Below are 20184 nucleotides of genomic sequence, written 5' to 3' on the forward strand. Positions count from 1 at the left end.
TGTGCCCCCTCGCCGGCTGGCGAGGGGAGGTCGGGAGGCTAGAAGCCGTACGAAACAGACGGTGGGCATATTTCCCCGGAGGAGGGTGTTGTATTAGCCACCCTCCCGACCAGGCACGTTTGAACACTACAGTTTTCGTAGGAGCTTCTAGACTCCGTCCGCACACCATGCCCCTCTGAAAATGGCAAAGAAATAGGCAAAAACGACGTGTTTCGGTGAATTTCGATGTCAATACAACTTGATGGCGCATCCGCCCCGGTTTGGTGAGAACTGCGTTCCAGTATTGAAGAAATCAATCGGCACAGATGCCCGTTTCGCGTCCGCGTGGTTTGGCGACCGAACGTTTCGCACGACGTCAGGCGTGCTGGGTGCGTCAATCTGCGCGCGGTGCGGCGTTGCGCCATGTATCCGAAGCCCCGCCGGGCGAGCGCCCGGCGAACGGCGCGATCGTCCTGCGCACGTAGCAATTCGTAGGTACCACGCCATGCGTGGTACACGCGCGCAGCGCGTCACAAGCGTCCGAAGACCGCATCCACGGAATTGCGAACCATCGTCCGACGTTTAGAGGTGGCCGAAGACGTGTGTCAGGCGTTCATGACGCCGGAACGAAGAGCGGACGGGCATGGCCCGTCCCCACGCGATCCCGCCGAAGCCCCGCCGGGCGGGTGCCCGGCGAACAGCGCGATCGTCCTGTGCACGTAGCAATTCGTAGGTACCACGCCATGCGTGGTACACGCGCGCAGCGCGTCACAAGCGTCCGAAGCCCGTATCCACCACGTTGCGATCCACGAACCGACGTTTAGAGGTGGCCGAAGACGTGGGTCAGGCGTTCATGACCACCGAACGAAGAGCGGACGGGCATGGCCCGTCCCTACGCAGCCCCCAGCTGTAGTGACGCGCCATGCGCGTCACCCGCAATCCCAACCCTCCTCAGTAATACCCCGAAAGATTCAAGAAGAACCCCTTGCTCTCATACCGCAGCTCGGTCAGGTCATCACTGAACTCGGTGAAGTTATACCCCGCGCCCACCTTGAAGTTCTGCCCGATCTGCCGGTCCACCCCCACCAGCCAACCCTGCTTGTCGCCGCCCTCACGCACATCCAGCCAGCGGTACTCGGCCAGGCCTTCCCACTGCGCCCACAACCGATACCGCAGCTGCAAGGCAGAGAAGTTGACCCGGCTATCCAGCCAGTCCCCAGTCCCTCGCCCGGTCCGGTAATCACCCCAGCGCGCAGCCAGCTTGCCCGCCACTTCCCAGCGCTCGCCAATCTGCCGCACGGCTTCAAACGACACGATCTGCGACTTCTGGTCATACACATTGCCGCCTTCCTGCCCCAGCGAGGCCACGTCATACAGATACGTGTACTTGCCGAACGCGGCCCAGCGGGTGTTGTCGTGCGGACGCCAGGCAAAGCCCAGATTGGATTCCACCAGCTTGGCATCGGCCAGCGCGTTGCGCTTGTCCTGCGTATCGGCATAGTTCGCACGCAACGCGATTCGCCAATCCTCATTGACTTTGTACAGCAGCCGGTTGGTGGTCACCCACTGCTCACGGTCTTCCGCACCCTGGTCGCGGCGATATTCCAGCTTGCTGGTCCACTGCGTACTGGCATCGGTTCGTCCACCGCTCACGCTGTAAGCCCGGCGGTCAACACGCCCGGTAGTGGCATCCAGCTTGCCGTCCATCACCGTGAAACCCAGGTTCCACCCCTGCGCGGGATAGAAGTCCATGCCGAAGGTGTTCACCAGCCCGGCGGTGTCCTCACGACGATCCTTCAAGTACTGGCTTTCATTGAACACATTGACCTGGTTGCTCAGCCGCCAGCGCTGGCCCAGCGTCCAGCCCGACTGCAGGCCGGTGTCGTACAGCGGATCCACCGTGGTGCTGTCGGTGCTGTAGCTGTAGTTGCCGTAGAAGCTGTGCTCCGGCGTCATCCAGTACTCGGCTTCGACCTTGCCGCCATCGCCACGGCTGCCGCTGCTCACTTCGGCACCCACGCTGGAACGGTCACCAAACAGATAGCGCGTACCCAACGTAACCAGGTTGTTGTCCTCGTACGCACCGCCGTCATCGTCCACGGTCAGCTGGCCCACGCCATACAGCTCCCACTTCGCACCGAAGCGCTGGCGGTAGCTCAACGCAGCCAGCGTGCCATCCACCTCCACCCCGGCACTTTCCTCGCGCACGCGGCGCAGTTCGCCACCCAGCTGACCGTTGTTGCCGAGCCGCCAGTCCAGGGTCAGCTGTGACTGCTCCACTGCCACGTCGCCGCGCTCGGCGCGGCTCTGCCGGCCATACAGGCTGAGGTTGTCGGTGAAGTAGCCCAGGAACTCCGCGCCGTACTCTTCCAGCGCCAGCCCGGTGTCGGTGCGCGATACCGAGAAGCCGGCGTCCACGTCGCGCCACCACGCCCCGAAGCTCCAGTCCTGCTTCGTCCAGCCGAGCTCGCGCAGGTTGGCCCTTGCTTCCACCGCACGGGCATCGCCCTTGCGCTCCTCGGTCAGCGGGTTGCGCTGGATGAAGCTCAGGCCGCCGTTGTCGGAATAGAAGATCGGGGCGGCGGTGGCCTCGGTGCGGGTCTGCTCCAGCTTCAGGTAGGTGCCACGTCCGGCCTGCAGGGTCAGGTCGGCTCCCATCAGACTGTAGTCGTCACCGCTGCGGTTCTCATCCACATAGGTACCACCCACGGCCACATGGTCACCGAACCACTGCTTGCCACGCAGACCGGCACTGACATCGTCGGTGCTGAAGCCCAGCGGCACGTATTCGTAATCCACCAGCAGGATCTGGTCGTAGCCATCCAGCGGAGTGTCACGGGTCAGCGTGCGCACGTTCTCGCGGGTGATCTGCGACAGCGCACGGGTCAGCAGGATGCGGCCCTGGATCTCATTCACCTCGTAGTCCACGCCGGCCTGCAGGGTGGTACGCACCTCGGTGCGGCCGGTGGTGCGGTCGCGCACTTCCAGCACCACCTGCTCCGAACCCGGCAGCAGGTCGGTGTGGCGCAGGTAGTACAGGCTGCCGCCCGTGCCCAGGAACTCGCTGTGGCCGAGTGCGGACTGCGCTTCAGAGCCAAACGCCTTCAGATACGAACGCGGGTCACCCAGCGGCGTGGTGGCACGCGAACGCCAGCTCAGCGCCGCGCCGTACAGCGAACGGACGTACTGGCCATATTCGGTCCCGGTGAAGCCGGTGGCGAAGTTGCCCCACAGTGCCTGGTTCTGGTCCCAGTCCACGCGCACGTACAGCTGGCCCTGGGTGTCGACGTCGCGATAGGTGGTGGAATCGTCGCCGTACACCGGGTAGTACTGATCCGGGTCCAGGCGACGGAACACGTCGCGTGCATCGGCATCAAGGAAGCCGCTGAACAGGTCCTTGAGCTCGCGGTCGTAGGTATCGGCCTGCGCGGTGATCAGATACTTGCCGCGCAGCTTGCTCTTCAGATAGAACGCCAGACGGCCCTCACTGAGGAAGCTGTCGTCACGGTCCTGGTCGGCCACCAGCGGATCAAGATTGCCGCTGGCGGTGTTCTTGGACATGGTCACGTCGGCCAGCGCCACCAGGAAGCGGTAGCTGCCGGTCACGTCCACATCCAGCGTACGCGACAACGGCGGTGCATCCAGCGCCTCCACCTGCACGTTGTAACGGTGCTGGCCGATCGGCTCCAGGAACTCGGCCGCGAACTTCTGCTCCAGATCCACTGGGAAGCTCTGGCCGTTGATCAGCACGCGGGCGTTCGGGGCCAGCCCGCGACCGTAGATGCGCACGCGCGAACCGTAGATGGGAATGTTCTGCTGGCGCAGCGCATTCTGGCCGTAGATCGCGTTGGTCAGCTGCTGGTCGCGGGCGTCCTCGCCATTGAGCACCTTGCCCAGGGTCTTCTGTACGTTGTCACGCACCTGCTGGGTGCCGCGTTCGTAGTCGGTGGGCAGCACCAGCTGGAAGCGCTGCGCGCTGGTTTCATCGAACGAGCCGTCCTTGCCGTACGCGCGGGCGATGTACTGCAGGTCATCCCCCTCGCGCAAGTTGAGGTCCGCCGGCAGCTGACCGTCCCACTCGGTGTTGGCGACGTAATCCACCGGCATGTCGATGCGTGCAAGCGGCGTGACCAGGTCGGTATCCGAACCGCGATACAGGGTGATCTCGATCCGCTCGATGAACGAAGCGTAGTTGTTGTAGCCATGGAAGCGCAGCGGCTTGGTCAGGCGGCCGTTCTCGAACGGGGCCATCGAACCGGTCTGCACGTTGAGCACCGGCGCGGACAGGGCCGGATCTTCCGTCGCCCAGACCACCGCGCCATCCGGCAGTTCGGTGACGAACTGACCGCCCGGTGCGGGCACGTTCGCCCCCACCGGCGTAACCGGTGCCGGTGACGGTGCCGCCATGGGCTCCTCCTGCACCTGCAGCAGCAGCTCATTGCCCCGCTTGCAGCCATCGGCTCCGCACAGCGTGCTGGGCACGTCCACCGCCTGCGGCGCGGTGGTCTGGGCCGAGGCCACCGGCAGGCCGAGTGCGAGGACGATGACCAGTGCCGTCATGAATGGTGTCTTGTTCATGGTCATCTCCTCAGCGCTCGGCGCGGTCGGCGGGGCGGGCCGGTGCAGTGGGCTGCACCTGGACCTGCACGCGGTCGGCGACGTCGGCCGGGAGGCGTGGCAACAACGCCTGTCGTAGTACTTCCACCCGCTCCAGTCCCAGCGCCTCCTGGCCGCTGGGTGTCTGCAGCAGCAGGCGGCCGCCACCGCCGGCCTGCAGTAGCCGTGCGGCGTGCGCCAGCACGGCCTCGCTGTCGGGCGACAGGCTCGCCGAGCCCGGTTCGAACACACCCTCCCCGATGTTCAAGGTCGGCGGTCGCACGGTTGCAGGAGCCGCCTCGAAGCGCGCATCCGGCAACTGCACACCGAAGTCGAAGCGCGCCGGCAGGCCCGGGGTGACCCGACGCAGCAGCGGATTGCGGGTGGTGAAGCGCGCATCGGCCGGCAGCGTGGTCGGATCCACCTTGAGGATGAAGTTGCGGCCACGTGCGCCGCCGCCATCGATGCCGACCAGGTGGTAGCGGCCGAACGCGTCGGTTTCCATCACCAGGCCTTCGACCGAGGCCACGCGCACGCCCGGAATGCCGCGCTCGTCGTCGTCCTGCACGCCGTTGCCGTTGCGGTCCTCGAACACACTGCCGATGATCAGGCTTTCATCCAGCAGCGGGTCGCCGACCACTTCCACGTCAGCCGAAGCCACGTTGCCGATGGTGGTGTTGACCGCATCCACCGCGGTGACCCGGTTGGTGTGGATGCCCTGGCCCACGCCCGCGCCCACCCGCAGGTAGTACACCAGCGTGGCCTGGCCACCGGCGGGAATGTCGATGCCATCCACCCGCAGCGGCGTGCGCGAAGTGACAAAGCCAGCGTTGTCGATGTCGCGGACCGCGAAGCCTTCCTGCACGAAGGTGAAGCCGGCCGGCAGCGTATCCAGCACGGTCACACCCAGTGCGTCGACCTCGCCCATGTTCTCCACGGTGACGGTGTAGCGCATCAGCTCCCCCACCTTTACCGTGCGCTGCGCGGCCTGCTTGCTCAGGCGCAGGAAGGTCTCGCCGGCGACCACGGTGATGTTGACCACGCCGTCCACGCACACCGGGGTGGGAACGGACATGTCGCAGATGTTGTAGGTGAAGCTGTCCGCACCGCTGTAGCCGACGAAGGCGGTGTAGACACAGATACCGTCGGTACAGGTCACCCGGCCATAGCGCGCCGCGAACAGGATCCGGAACGAACGCCAGTTGATCGGTGCGCCGGTGGTGCTGACGTTGTCCACGATGGAGAAGGTGGTCGGCTGCCCGTCCTCGGCGGTGATGTCCTCTTCCACCACTTCCACGTCGTTGGGCAGCACCTGCACGCTGACCGTGGCGATGCCGCAGTCAGCCGGCGTGGTCTGCGTGCACACGGTGTACGCGAACGTGTCGGTACCGCTGAACATGTCGTTCGGGGTGTAACGCAGGGTGCCGTCACCCAGCACCTCGACGCTGCCCGAGGTCGGCGCAGTGCTGACGGTGATCACCAGCCCCGCCGGTACCGCCGGGGCCCCACCGACCAGGTCGTTGGCCAGCACCGGAATCACCACGGCGGTGTCCTGCTGGGTGCTGGCGCTGTCGTCAGCCGGCTGCACCGGCGTACCCACCGGTGGGCTGGCCAGGGTGACGCTGACGGTGCCGATGTCGCACACGCTTGGCTGGGCTACGAGGCAGATCTGGTAGGTGGTGTTGTAGGTGGCACCGGCCACGCCGCCCGACACGTCCACGCTGCCGTTGGGCTGGATGGTGATGGCGGTGGTGTTGGTCGGGGTCAGCAGCACCGTGGTCGGGTCGAGCGCGCTGCCGTTGAAGGTGTCATTCACCAGCACGTTCAGCACCCCGTTGCCGCCGGTAACCGGCACATTGGTCACGGTGTCATCGACCGCATCCAGGGTGCCGCCCACTGCAGTCACGGTGATGCTCAACGTGGCGGTATCGCAGACCCCCGCATACGGAGCCGGCAGACACAGCTGGTAGATGAAGGTGTCGCTGCCGGTGAAGCCGGTGTTGGGCGTGTACGTGTAGCTGCCGTTGGCGTTGAGCACCACCGTGCCCTGCGCCGGTGCGGTGACCAGCGAGAACACCGAGCCGCCGCTGGCGTTGTCGTTGCTGGCCACACTGCCGCTCAGGGCCTGGCCGGTCGGGGTGGTCGCCACGTCGTTGACCGCATCCGGGCGCACCAGTACCAATGCGCTGGCCTGCGCACAGTTGCCCGAGTTGGCCGCTTCGCAGATCTGGTAGGTCAGTGTCAGCGCACCGGCGGCGGCACTGCCAGCGATGGTGATGATGCCGTTGGCATCGATGCTGACGCCGGCCGGCGGTGCGATCAGGGAAACGACCACCTGCGCCGGCTGCACCGGTACCCCGTTGATCAGGTCGTTGCCCAGCACCGACGGCGTGCTGCCGCCCGCACCCGGCAGCGTCGGCGTGCCGCTGAAGTTGTCGCTCACCGCCTGCAGCGTGGTGGCACTCACGGTCACGCTGACCGAAGCGGTGTCGCACACGTTGAGGTTGGGGGCCGGCAGGCACACCTGGTAGGTGAAGCTGTCGGTACCGGTGAAGCCCGGATTGGGCGTGTAGCTGATGGTGTTGTCGCCATTGACGACCGCCGTGCCGTTCAGCGGCGCGCCCACGACGGTAAACACCGGATTGAGCGGCAGGGTGTCGTTGGCCGCGACATTGAGCACGGTGGTGCCGGTACCTGCGCCCACCGTGTCATCGGCCGCGTTCGGACGCACCGCCACCAGTGCGGTGGCCTGGGCGCAGTTGGTCGGCACCGCGTTCTCGCAGACCTGGTAGGTCAAGGTGACTGCCACCGGAGTCAGCCCGGCGGCCACGGTGATCACGCCGTTGGCGGCCATGGTGTAGCCGGTGACCGGCGTGACCAGCGACGCCGTCACCGGCGTGGTGCCGGGCACGATGGTCGCGCCGTTGAAGCTGTCATTGAGCAGCACGCTGGCGGTGGTGCCGCCCGAGGCCGGCACGATCGGCGTCGAGCTGAAGTCGTCGTTGAGCGCGCTCAGGCTGGTGGTGCCCACGCTTACCGTGACCGTGGCGGTCGAGCACACCCCTGCCCCCGGGGCCGGCAGGCACACCTGGTAGGTGAAGGTGTCGGTGCCGGTGAAGCCGGCCGTCGGCGTGTAACTGATGGTGTTGTCACCATTGACGATGGCGGTGCCGTTGCCCGGAGCGACCAGCACGGTCAGGGTTGGGTTGGACGGCAGGGTGTCGTTGGCGGTGACGTTGAGCACCGTGGTGGTACCGGCGGTGGCGGTCAGCGTGTCATTGGCCGCGGCCGGGCTTACCGCAACGATGGCCGTGGCCTGCGCGCAGTTGGTCGGCACCGCGGTTTCGCAGACCTGGTAGGTCAGCGTGGTCGCGGCCGGCGTGGTTCCCGGAGCCACCGTGATCTGACCATTGGTCGCAACGCTGTAGCCGGTCGGCGGGGTGACCAGGGTGACAGTCACCGGCGTGCTGCCCGGTGCAATCGGCACACCGTTGAAGGTGTCGTTGAGCAGCACGCTGGCGGTGGTGCCACCAGCAGCCGGAGAGATCGGCGACGGGGTGAAATCATCTGCGGTCGCCACCAGGTTCGTGGCGGTGACGTTCAGGGTCACCGTGGCGGTGTCACAGACACCGGCACCCGGCGCAGGCAGACACAGCTGATAGGTGAAGCTGTCCGCACCGGTATAACCAGCGGTGGGCGTGTAGTTGATGCTTCCATCGCCATTGACCGTGGCGGTGCCGTTGGTGGGAGCCACGGAAACGGTCACCACCGGGTTCAGCGGCGCGGTGTCATTGGCCAGGACGTTGAGCAGGGTGGCGGTGCCGGCGGAGGCCAGCAAGGTGTCCGCGACCGCGTCCGGGCTCACCGCGACGACAGCGGTGGACTGCGCACAGTTGGTCGGCACGGCGGTTTCGCAGACCTGGTAGTTCAGGGTCACGGCAGCGGGCGTGGTTCCCGCAGCCACGGTGATCACACCGGTGGCGGCCATGGTGTAGCCGGTCACCGGGGTCACCAGCGAGGCGCTCACCGGCGTGGTACCCGGCACGATGGTGGACCCGTTGAAGGTGTCATTGAGCAGCACGCTGGCGGTGCTGCCACCGGCGGCCGGTGCAATCGGCGTGCCGGTGAAGTTGTCGGCCGCCGCCACGATGCTGGTTGCGCCCACGCTCAGCGTCACCGTGGCGGTATCGCAGACAGCCGCACCCGGTGCCGGCAGGCACAGCTGGTAGGTGAAGCTGTCGGCACCGGTGTAGCCCGGCGTCGGGGTGTAGCTGATGGTGCCGTTGCCATTGACCACGGCAGTGCCGTTGGTCGGTGCCACCGACACGACGACCACCGGATTGAGCGGCGCGGTGTCGTTGGCCAGCACATCGAGCACGGTGGTGGCACCGGCGGTGGCGGTGAGCGCATCTGCCACCGAATCCGGGCTGACCGCCACGACGGCCGAGGCACCCGCGCAGTTGGTCGGCACCGCGTTCTCGCAGACCTGGTAGTTCAAGGTGACCGCAGCCGGCGTGGTGCCGGGAGCCACGGTGATCACACCGCTGGCATTCATGCTGTAACCGGGCACCGTGGTCAGCAGCGACGCGGTGACCGGCGTGGTACCCGGCACGATGGCGGCCCCATTGAAGGTGTCGTTGAGCAGCACACTCGCGGTGCTGCCGCCGGCGGCCGGCGCAATCGGTGCGCCGGTGAAGTCATCGTTGAGCGCCGTCAGCGTGGTGGCGCTGACGGTCACGGTCACCGTGGCGGTGTCGCAGACGGTTGCCCCCGGGGCCGGCAGGCACAACTGGTAGGTGAAGGTGTCGGTGCCGGTGAACGCACCGGTCGGGGTGTAGCTGATGGTGCCGTCAGGGTTGACGACGGCGGCACCATTGGTCGGTGCCACCGAAACGGTCACGGTCGGGTTCAGCGGCGCGGCATCGTTGGCCAGCACGTTGAGCACGGTAGTGGTGCCGGCGGTCGCCGGCAGTGCGTCAACCACCGCATCCGGACTCACCGCGACCACGGCCGTAGCGGCGGCGCAGTTGGTCGGGAGCGCGTTCTCGCAGACCTGGTAGTTCAGCGCGACGGCCGCGGGCGTGGTGCCCGGGGCCACCGTAATCACACCGTTGGCGGTCATGCTGTAGCCGGTGGGCGGCGTCAGCAGCGACGCGGTCACTGCGGTCGTGCCCGGCACGATGGCCGCACCATTGAAGGTGTCGTTGAGCAGCACGCTGGTGGTGCTGCCACCGGCGACCGGCGCAATCGGGGCGGCGGTGAAGTCGTCGTTGGCTGCCACCAGCGAGGTGGCGCTGACCGTCAACGACACGGTTGCGGTATCGCAGACGGACGCCCCCGGTGACGGCAGGCAGACCTGGTAAGTGAAACTGTCCGCGCCGGTGAAGCCGGCGGTCGGCGTGTAGCTGATGGTGCCATCGCCATTGACGGTGGTGGTTCCGTTGGTCGGAGCCACCGACACCGTGATGGTCGGGTTGGCCGGCAGCGTGTCGTTGGCGGTGACGTTAAGCACGGTGGTGGAACCGGCCGTGGCCGGCAGGGCGTCGTCCACTGCCACCGGGCTGACCGCGACCACCGCACTGGCGGCAGCGCAATTGGTCGGCACTGCGTTTTCGCAGACCTGGTAGTTCAGCGTCACGGCAGCGGGTGTGGTGCCGGCGGCGACGGTGATCACGCCATCCGCGGCCATGCTGTAGCCGGTTTCGGCGGTCAGCAGCGTTGCGGTGACTGCCGTGGTGCCAGGCACGATGGGCGCGCCGTTGAAGGTGTCGTTGAGCAGCACGCTGGCGGTACTGCCGCCGGCAGCCGGTGCAATCGGCGTGGCGGTGAAGTCGTCATTGGCGGCCGCCAGGGTGGTGGCGGCCACAGTCACAGTGACCGTCGCGGTGTCGCAGACCGCAGCACCCGGTGCCGGCAGGCACAGCTGATACGTGAAGGTATCAGTGCCGGTGAATGCGCCGGTGGGGGTATAGCTGATGGTGCCATCGCCATTGATCACGGTCGTGCCATTGGTCGGCGCAGCCGACACGGTCACGGTCGGATTCAACGGCGCGGTGTCATTGGCCAGCACGTTGAGCACGGTGGTCGTGCCAGCAGCAGCGGGCAGCGCATCGGCCACCGCATCCGGGCTTACCGCGACCAGCGCGGTTGCGCCGGCGCAGTTGGTCGGCACCGCGTTCTCGCAGACCTGATAGTTGAGCGTAACCGCTGCCGGCGTCGTGCCTGGGGCGACGGTGATGACGCCGTTGGCGGTCATGCTGTAACCGGTGGGCGGCGTGATCAGCGATGCGGTCACCTCCGTGGTGCCCGGAATGATCGGCGCACCACTGAAGGTGTCATTGAGCAGCACGCTGGCGGTGCTGCCGCCGGCCGCCGGTGCAATCGGCGTGGCGGTGAAATCATCGTTGGTCGCGACCAGCGAGGTCGCACTGACGGTGACCGTCACGGTGGCGCTGTCGCACACGCTGCCGCCCGGTGCGGGCAGACACAGCTGGTAGGTGAAGGTATCGGTGCCGGTGAAGGCTCCGGTCGGGGTGTAGCTGATCGAGCCGTCACCGTTGGCCACTGCAGTGCCGTTGGCCGGGCCTGCGGTGATCGTGACCACCGGATTCAGCGGTGCGGTGTCGTTGGCCAGCACGTTGAGCACGCTGGTGGTGCCGGCGGTGGCCGGCAGTGCGTCGGCCACGGCTTCCGGGCTGACCGCGACCACCGCGGTGGCGGCGGCGCAGTTGGTCGGAACGAGGTTCTCGCAGACCTGGTAGCTGAGCGTGGTGGCGGCCGGCGTGGTGCCCGGTGCCACGGTGATCACGCCTGCGGTCGACATCGTGTAGCCGGTGACCGGGTTGAGCAGCGTCGCCGTGACCGGCGTGGTGCCCGGCACGATCGGGTTGCCGTTGAAGGTGTCGTTGAGCAGCACGCTGGCGGTGCTGCCACCAGCCGCCGGCGCGATCGGGGTCGTAAGGTAGCTGTCATTCACCGCCACCAGCGAGGTGGCGCTGACGGTCACCGCCACGGTCGCGGTGTCGCAGACGCTGCCATGCGGTGCTGGCAGGCAGAGCTGATAGGTGAAGGTATCCGGACCCACGAACGGACCGGTGGGCGTGTAGCTGATGGTGCCGTCGCCATTGACCACGGCGGTGCCGCTGACCGGCGCGACGCTGATGGTCACGACCGGCGTGGTCGGCGCGACGTCGTTGGCCAGCACATTGAGCACGGTGGTGGTGCCTGCAGTGGCCGGCAGCGCATCGTTGACCGCATCCGGGCTCATCACCACCACGGCGGTGGCGGTGGCACAGTTGCTCGGCAGCGCGGTTTCGCAGACCTGATAGTTCAATGCAATCGAACCCGGCGGCGTGCCGGCAGCGACGCTGATCACGCCATTGGCGGCCATGCTGTAGCCCGACTCCAGGGTCAGCAGCGATGCGGTTACAGGGGTGGTGCCCGGCACGATGGCGGCACCGTTGAAGGTGTCGTTGAGCAGCACGCTGGCGGTGCTGCCACCGCTGGGCGGAATCGGGCTGGCGCTGTAGTCGTCGTTCACCGCCACCAGTGCGGCGTTGGCCAGGGTTACGGTGACCTGCGCGGTGTCGCAGGTGGTGCCGTCCGGTGCCGGCAGGCAGACCTGATACGTCAAGGTATCGGTGCCGGTCTGCCCGGCAGTGGCGGTGTACTCCAGGCTGCCGGCGGTCGACAGCGCGGCGGTACCCTTGGTCGGCGCGGTGGTCACGGTGAAGGTGGAACCGACCGGCGCGTTGTCATTGGCGGCCAGGTTGAAGGTGCCGGTCTGGGTACCGGTGACGCTGGCGGTGTCGTCCTGTGCATCCGGTGCGATCAGCACCTGCACGGCGGCGGTGTCGCAGTTGGTGGTGGAACCCAGTTCGCACAGCGTGTAGGTCAGCGTGGTGGCACCGGCCGGGGCAAACCCGGACACGGTGATGACACCGGCGCTGTCGATGCTGAAACCGGCCGGCGGGCTGTCCAGGTTAACGGTGACCTGCAGCGGGCTGGCGGCCGCGCCGTTGAAGGTGTCGTTGCCGAGCACGCTGGGCGTGGTGCCGCCAGCACCCGGTGCGAACACCGGCGCGCGGAAGTTGTCGTCCACCGCGTTGAGCGTGTTGGCGATGACGTTGAAGGTGATCGTGCCGGTGGCGCAGGTCGCACCATCCGGGGCCGGCAGGCACACCTGGTACTGCGCGGTCTGGGTGCCTGCACCGGCCGGCGTGTAGGTGAACGCGCCATTGGGCTGCAGCGCCAGGCTGCCTGCAGCTGGTGCGCTGACCACGCTGAAGGTGGACCCGGCCGGTGCGTTGTCATTGATGCTCACATCACCCGCCAGCGGCTGCCCGGCCGGGGTGGTGTAGGTGTCATCCGCGGCATCGGGCGCGATCAGCAGCGCTACCTGCGCGGTGTCGCAGTTGGTCGTGGTGCCGGCTTCGCACAGTTCATAGGTGAGGCTGACCGCACCGGCAGCGGCGCCGGCCGGCACGTTGATCACGCCCGCGCTGGTGATGGTGTAACCCGGCGGCGGGGTGTTGATCAGGCTGACGGTCACCTGTGCTGCATTCACCGCCACGCCATTGAACAGATCGTTGCCAAGCACACTGGGGGTGCTGCCACCGGTCACCGGGGAAATCGCAGGCGCGGTGAACGGGTCGTCAACCGCGTCCACGGTGTTGGCGGCAATCACGAAGGCCGCGGTGGCGGTGGAGCAGACGCCACTGTTCGGAGCCGGCAAGCAGACCTGGTAGTCGAAACTGTCATTGCTGGTGGTGCCGGGATTGGCGGTATAGGTATAGCCACCATCAGCGGCGAAGGTCAGCACGCCCTGGGTGGGCTGCGTGAGCACCGTGAACACCGAGCCGACCGCGATGCTGTCGTTGGTGGCCACCGACTCGGTCACCGATTCGCCTGCGCGTAGCGCAACGCTGTCTGCCACCGCAGTGGGGCTGACCAGCACCTGCACGGCGGCAATGTCGCAGTTGCTCGGCGCGGCCACTTCGCACAACTGGTAGCTCAGCGAAACCGGACCCGGAGTGGTACCTGCTGCCACGGTGATCACGCCCGTGGTCGCATCCAGGGTGAAGCCTGCCACCGTGCCCTGCAGGGTGGCCGTAACGGTTCCCTGCGTGACCACGGCACCGTTGAGGGTGTCGTTGCCCAGCACGCTCGGCGTGGTGCCACCTGCAAGACCCGGCACCGGCGTACCGAACAGGTCATCGTTGGCCGCCAGTGCGTTCGCCCCCAGGTTCACGGTGACGGTTGCGGTGGCGCACACGCCTGCGTTCGGAGCGGGCAGGCACACCTGATAGCCGAAGCTGTCGGTGCCGGCACTGCCGGCGTTGGGCTGATAAGTGAAGCTGCCGTCGGCGTTGACGGTGACCGTGCCCTGGGTCGGCGTGGCCCCGGCGGCGGTGAACACCGAGCCGGCCGGCGTGTTGTCGTTGCTGCCGACGTTGGCGGACACCGGCTGGCCCGCACCCGGCGTGCTGACCGTATCGTTCAACGCGTTCGGGCCGACCACCAGCTGCACGCTGGCGGTGTCGCACAAGGTGGGTGCGGCGGTCAGACAAATGCGGTAGCCCAGCGTGACCGGACCGGCCACGGCATTGGCGGGCACGCTGATGAGGCCATCGGCATTGATCGTGTAGCCGGCCGGCGCGGTGATCAGCGTGGTGGTGATATCGCCCGGCACCACCGCCACGTTGTTGAAGGTGTCGTTGGTCAGCACACTGGCGGTGGTGCCGCCGGTCGCTGCCGGAATCGGTGTGGCGTTGAAGGGGTCATCCACCGCGTCGATGACGTTGGCGGTGAGATTGACGGTGACGACGGCGGTGTCGCAGACCGCGGCGTTCGGCGCGGGCAGGCACAACTGGTAGCTGAAGGTGTCGGTGCCGGTGGCACCGGCATTGGCGGTGTAGGTGAACGCACCGCTGGCCTGCAGCACGACGCTGCCCTGGGTGGGCGCGGCACCGGTCTGGACGAAGGTGGAACCGGCGAACAGATTGTCGTTGGTGCTGACGTTGCCGTTGACGGCCTGTCCGGCCTGCACCGCCACGCTGTCATCGACGGCGTTGGGGCTGACGATCAGCGCCACGTTGGCACTGGCGCAGTTGCTGGGCGATGCCGCCTCGCAGATCTGGTAGGTCAGCGTGACCGGGCCGGCCGCCGCCGTGGCCGGCACCACAACGGTGCCGTTGGCGTTGATGTCATAGCCGGACGGCGCATTGGTCAGTGTGGCCACCACCGCGGCGTCAACAAACGCAGCTCCGCCCAGGGTGTCATTGGCGAACACGCGCGGCGTGGTGCCGCCTGCGCCGGGCGGGAACGGGGTGGCGCTGTAATCATCATTGGTGGCGACAATCGCCGCCGCCTGCACGGTGATTGTCGGCGTGGTGGCGGTGTTGTCGCCCGGGGTTGGGTCGGTGGTGCCCGGCGGCGCGGTGATGGTGGCGGCGTTCGCCGAGATCGTGGCCGGGGTCACAGTGGGCGCGGTACCGCTGACCTGCACCACCAGGACGTCGCCCACGCCCACGTTGACGCCCACGTTGAGGCTGCCGCTGCCGCTGGCGGTAGCGCACGAGGTGGCCGCGGACACCACCGGGCAGCTCCAGGTCACGCCGGTCAGCTGCGCCGGCACCGAATCGGTCAGGGTGGCCCCCACTGCCCGTGACGGCCCGGTGTTGCGCACCTCGATGCGGTACTGCACCGCGCCGCCCGCCGGCACCGCAGCACCGCCCGCGGGACTGACAATGGTCTTGATCACGCTCAGCTGCGACGTCGCAGCCAGGGCGTTGCTGTCGCTGGCGGTGTTGTTGCCCGGGGTGGGGTCGGAGATATCGTTCGGTGCGGTGACGGTGGCGGTGTTCACCAGCGGGTTGCGGTAGGCCTGCGCGTGGGCGGTGGCCGTGACCAGCGTCATCAGCAGCGCCCCGGCCAGATGCAGCGCGCGGACGCGCAGGCGACTGACGGGGGTGTGGCAGGAGAAGCGACGGGCGCTGGCGGTTTGCATGCAGAAATCCTCGGAAGCACCGCGCGGCGACCAGAACGGGCGACCTGCGCGTCACGTATTGCGTCGTTTCTGCCGAAGGCCACCGCGGTGGCCTCCGGGTGGATGTGGCTAGTACGCGGCGGGGTCTGCGCTGAAGCTGACCGGCACGGTGATCGTGGCCTGCCCCCCGTTGATCAGATTCACCCCCAGGCTCACCCCGGTACCACCGGCAGCGCCGCCACTTGCCGCGCTGCAGACGCTGCCGGCCGATGCCGTACAGGTCCATGGCGCGCTCAGCGTGGCCCCTGCGGGCAAGGTGTCGGTGACCTGCGCGGCGGTCACCGGGTCCGGCCCGGCATTGCTGACGGTGATGACGTAGCTCGCCGTGCCGCCGGGCGTGTAGCTGCCGCTGCCGTCGCTCTTGGTGATCGACAGATCCGCCTGGCGCGTTCGGTTGGTGATGCGGCAGACCACGTTGAGGGGCTGCGCGGACAACGCAGGGGCGGTGAAGTTGAAGCTCTGCCCGGTGCCACTGGTAAGTACTGTCCCGGCCGCATCGCGGCAATCCCACGTGCTGGCGTAGCGCGCCAGTACGGTGGCGGTACCGGCGGTTTCGGCGAGCGTGTAGACCGTGCCGGGTGTGGTGACCACCGCTGTGGTGGCCCCGTTATTGCCCACGTTGGCCACGCTGGCCAGCACCGTGGCCCCCTGCGCGACACTGAGGTTGAACACACCGGTGTCGGTGGTCGGCGCGAGCGTTTTCACCAGCTGCACGGTCGCCGCGCAGCTCTGCGAAATGCTTTCCACGGTGAAGATCGCCTGGCCGATGCGGATGCCCAGCAGGCCCAGCAGGTTGTCGACTACGCCGCCCAGTACAGCAGTGAGCACCGGACCGACCAGCGCATTGGTGACCGTGCGCAGCGGCGGCAGCAATACGCCGACCACGGCGTTGACGATGGTGTTGACCGGCAGCGGCAGGGTGATCAGGTTGTTGACCAGACGCACGACCGGTGTGCCGCTGGTGATCTGCACGTCCAGCGAGTTGATCAACGTGGTCACCATCAGGCTGGCGCTGACCGTGCCGGTACTCAACGTACGCGTCTGTGGATAGGGCCCGGTGAAGGCCACGGACTGGAAGCCGGGGGTGCCGGTCGCTACCGCGCGCAGCGATACCGTGAGCGGCACATCGACGTCGGCAACCTTCAATGCACTGGACAGCAGGCTGACCGCCACGGTGACATTGAGCGTGGTGGCGTTGATCGGGGTGACGCTGGCCGGGGTGAGCACCGCGCTGCGGTTGAAGAACACCGCGTCGCTGATGGTGCCGATGTACAGATTCACCAGACCCGGACGCGCCTGCAGGGTGACGGCGTTGCTGGCCAGGTTGACCGCATTGATGGTGCCCTCGGCGCGCGCTACGTCCGCGTATACCGACAGATGCAGCAGCGACGCGGTGATGGCGGTGCCGGAAAGCGACACCAGCCCACCTACGTTGAGCCCGTTGACCGCGCTGATCAGCGGGGCCACGTTGAGGCCCTGGGCGATGTCGAAGTCGAACTTGATGCGGATGGCGGCGCTGTGGAACGCACTGCCGACCGGGCCGCAGTTGTACACCGGCGGCTCGACCACCTGGGCCCAGACGCGCACGTTGGCCAGCCCACCCAACCCCAGCGGGGCCAGCTGCGCGGTGGTCAGGGTGATCGGCGTGGGCGTGGTGACTACATTGCGGAAGTTGTAGAGCTGCACGCCGCCGGTGATCAGATCGAGCACGTCGAGATTGACGTTGGCCAGCGATCCTGGTGGCAGCGAGACCTGTAGCAGGTCGGCCAGGCGGATGGTGCCGGTGAGGCCACTCAGTGAAGGCGTGAGCAGGTTGAGCGAGTTGGCCGCCAGTGTCTGACCGTCGGCCTGCAGTACCGAGACCAGTGCCGCCTGCAGCTGGGCCAGGGTGATGTTGGCGTTGAGCACCTGGCTGGGGTCGCTGACCACCACGCCACCATTGAGCTGGGTCAGCAGCGCGTTGAGATTCACATCCGCGCCAGCGATGTTGTTCCAGTCCAGCGCGGTGATGTTGATATTGGTGCCGGGCAACAGAGTCGTGAACAGCAGGTTCAATACCGGGCTCTGGGTCGAATCCACCTGCACCAGGCGTGGCCCAGCAGAAACACACGCGCCGTTGGCGGTACAGGCGTCCTGCGCATTTACTTTCGGGACCGCAGAAAATAGTGCGAATAACGTCACAATTAATGCGATCGCATTAAGTTTGGTGAATCCCCATAACACCCGCTTCACATCTGAAACCTTATCCATCACCCATCCCCTGCGCCGTGGCCGCACCCCTCCTTCACACACCGGATTCCCGGTGATGAGGAGCAGCAAGCGCACTGCTTTCGACGTTCTGGTGTTTATTTCCGGCGATTCATGGCCGGTTTCAGGATTAATTACGTGGACGTGGCAAGGGGTCAAACAACGATTTGTGAAGACGGTAGTTAGTAACGCTGTCGCTCGGGGTGGTTATGATGGGATACCCATGAGGGGCAAGGGCAGTCAGTCATTCTGTACATGCAGGTAAAAGAATCACTGCCCGGGAAGTATCGATAACCACCCATCACTTAAGGACAGGGAAAGGGGGATTTTTATGTTGTCGATGTCGGATCGAATTCGCAGCGCGCGGACCGCTGCGGGGTTATCTCAGACGCAATTGGCCCAGGAAACCGGGGTCAAGCGCAGTGCGGTGGCACAGTGGGAGCGGCGCGGCGGCACCCATCCCAGTGTGTCGCATCTGGCACGGATTGCCGTGGTCACCCACGTGCGGTTCGAGTGGTTGGCGACCGGTCGTGGTTGCGGAAAACCGGACGGAGAAGAGCTGGAAACGACACAGCCGGCGGCGGATTACGTGCGTAACGACCTGGAGGGCAACATTCTGTCGCTGGTGCGGCGGTTGCCCCCACGCAAGCGGCAGGTGGCGCACGACATCATTGAGATGCTGGGCGCGTAGGAACGGTAGAGGCGTGACGACCAACGGTCGTCACCTGCCGCGCGGGCCACGCAATTCTGGTAGCTGACGACCGTTGGTCGTCAGAGCGCCGCGCGCGGCGGTAGCGACCAGTCGATCGGTGGCTGCCCGCGCTGCTGCAGGTAATCGTTGGCCATCGAAAAATGGCGGCAGCCCAGGAAGCCCCGATGCGCCGACAGCGGCGACGGGTGCGGAGCCTTGAGCACGCGGTGGCGGCGGGTGTCGATCACCTTGCCCTTCTGCTGGGCGTAGCTGCCCCAGAGCAGGAACACCAGGCCGTCGCGTTCGCGGTTGAGGGTTTCCACCACATGGTCGGTGAAGCCTTCCCAGCCGCGCTTCTGGTGTGCGCCGGCCTGCCCTTCCTCAACCGTGAGTACCGCGTTGAGCAGCAGCACGCCACGCTGCGCCCACGGCAGCAGGCAACCGTGATCCGGTCGCGCGATGCCCAGGTCGCTTTCAATTTCCTTGTACATGTTCAGCAGCGACGGCGGTACCGGCACGCCGGGCATCACCGAGAAGCTCAGGCCATGCGCCTGTCCGCGGCCGTGATACGGGTCCTGGCCCAGGATCACCACTTTCACCTGATCAAACGGCGTGGCGTCGAACGCGGCGAAGATCTGCGGGCCGGGCGGAAACACGTGTGCGCCCGCTGCCTTGCGCTCACGCAGGAAAGCCGACAGCTCACGCATCTCCGGGCGCAGCAGCCAGTCGCCCACATGCGCCTTCCAGCTGGGTTCCAGCTGGATGGCAGGCAATGCATCACTCATCGCAGCACGGGCTTGTCGTTGAGGCGGGCCAGACGCAGCTGGAACAGCACCTTGGTCACCAGCAGGCGCTCTTCGATCGGCTTCTGCACCAGGTCGTTCGCTCCGGACTGCAGCAGACCGGACTGATTGTGCGGATTCCCGTCGCCGGTCATCACCAGCACCGGCAGGCGGCGCTTGCCGTAACCGAAGTCCACGCGCACGCGCTCGACCACGTCGCGACCGCTGAGTTCGCCCTTCAGGGTGACGTCGGTCAGCACCAGGTCGATGCGGGTATTGCTGCGGCCCAGCGATTCGGCCGTGAGCAGGGCAAACGCCTCTTCGGCGGTCATCACGTGCAGCACGTTGAGGCTCTGCCGTTCCAGCATGCGCTTGGTGGCTTCCGCCACCACGCGGCTGTCTTCGATGTACAGGATGGTGGCCCCCGGAATGGTCTCCGGCTGCACGTAGCCCTTGATGAAGGACGCCAGCGCCTCGTGACCCAGCGCCTTGTCGAAGTAGTCGGTGACGTACTCGGTGAAGCGGCGCTGCTCCAGGTGCTGCTGGGCGTCGCCTGACACTACGATCACCGGCACATAGGCCTGCCCTGCCGCCTCGCGCACCATGCGCGCCAGCGCCAGGCCGTCGCCGTCGCTGAGGGTGAGCGAGGTGGTGACCAGATTGACCGGGCCGGCATCCAGCGCCTGGCGGGCGTCTTCGATGCAGGCGCAGCCCACCACTTCCACCTGCGGCAGCTCACGCTGCAGCACGTCGGCAATGAGCTTGCGGACCAGCTTGGAGCCGTCGACCACCATCACCCGGGGGGCGGCATCAACGAGGTGCTTGAGAGCTTGCGGACGCAT

General features: G+C 66.7%; 6 protein-coding genes. 1 reads left to right on the forward strand and 5 read right to left on the reverse strand.

What is annotated here, in order from left to right:
* Nucleotides 1–930: 930 nt before the first annotated feature.
* The 3 genes from PDM29_RS05110 to PDM29_RS05120 all read right to left on the reverse strand — a co-directional run bounded on the left by PDM29_RS05110 (nucleotide 931) and on the right by PDM29_RS05120 (nucleotide 17677).
* Nucleotides 931–4557 (reverse strand): TonB-dependent receptor, encoded by a 3627-nt coding sequence (locus PDM29_RS05110; RefSeq protein WP_311192804.1) that lies wholly within the window; start codon nucleotides 4555–4557, stop codon nucleotides 931–933.
* Nucleotides 4558–4567: 10 nt separating this feature from the next.
* The gene (locus tag PDM29_RS05115) at nucleotides 4568–15583 is read right to left on the reverse strand and encodes an Ig-like domain-containing protein (RefSeq protein ID WP_311192805.1); all 11016 of its coding nucleotides are present in this window, start codon (nucleotides 15581–15583) and stop codon (nucleotides 4568–4570) included.
* Between the two features lie 108 nt (nucleotides 15584–15691).
* Entirely contained in the window at nucleotides 15692–17677 is a 1986-nt protein-coding gene (locus PDM29_RS05120) for a hypothetical protein (RefSeq protein WP_311192806.1), read from the reverse strand.
* Nucleotides 17678–18209: 532 nt separating this feature from the next.
* Here PDM29_RS05120 and PDM29_RS05125 point away from each other — a divergent pair.
* Complete coding sequence (locus tag PDM29_RS05125; RefSeq protein ID WP_311192807.1) at nucleotides 18210–18560, forward strand: helix-turn-helix transcriptional regulator; 351 nt, start codon at nucleotides 18210–18212, stop codon at nucleotides 18558–18560.
* Nucleotides 18561–18640: 80 nt separating this feature from the next.
* Here the strand turns inward: PDM29_RS05125 and ung are convergent, their stop codons facing one another.
* Both ung and PDM29_RS05135 read right to left on the reverse strand, forming a co-directional pair.
* The gene (ung, locus tag PDM29_RS05130; RefSeq protein WP_311192808.1) at nucleotides 18641–19345 is read right to left on the reverse strand and encodes a uracil-DNA glycosylase; all 705 of its coding nucleotides are present in this window, start codon (nucleotides 19343–19345) and stop codon (nucleotides 18641–18643) included.
* Nucleotides 19342–20184, reverse strand: coding sequence for a response regulator (locus PDM29_RS05135; protein WP_260341658.1), 843 nt, complete (start codon nucleotides 20182–20184; stop codon nucleotides 19342–19344). Before PDM29_RS05135 ends, ung begins: the two co-directional genes overlap by 4 nt.

It is taken from the genome of Stenotrophomonas oahuensis, from assembly GCF_031834595.1.
Taxonomy (GTDB): Bacteria; Pseudomonadota; Gammaproteobacteria; order Xanthomonadales; family Xanthomonadaceae; genus Stenotrophomonas; species Stenotrophomonas oahuensis.

Bases quoted from the DNA above. Each gene is read 5' to 3' on its own strand.
- PDM29_RS05125 (WP_311192807.1), top strand. From the start codon at position 18,210: ATGTCGGATCGAATTCGCAGCGCGCGGACCGCTGCGGGGTTATCTCAG.
- ung (WP_311192808.1), bottom strand. From the start codon at position 19,345: ATGAGTGATGCATTGCCTGCCATCCAGCTGGAACCCAGCTGGAAGGCG.
- PDM29_RS05115 (WP_311192805.1), bottom strand. From the start codon at position 15,583: ATGCAAACCGCCAGCGCCCGTCGCTTCTCCTGCCACACCCCCGTCAGT.
- PDM29_RS05110 (WP_311192804.1), bottom strand. From the start codon at position 4,557: ATGAACAAGACACCATTCATGACGGCACTGGTCATCGTCCTCGCACTC.
- PDM29_RS05135 (WP_260341658.1), bottom strand. From the start codon at position 20,184: ATGCGTCCGCAAGCTCTCAAGCACCTCGTTGATGCCGCCCCCCGGGTG.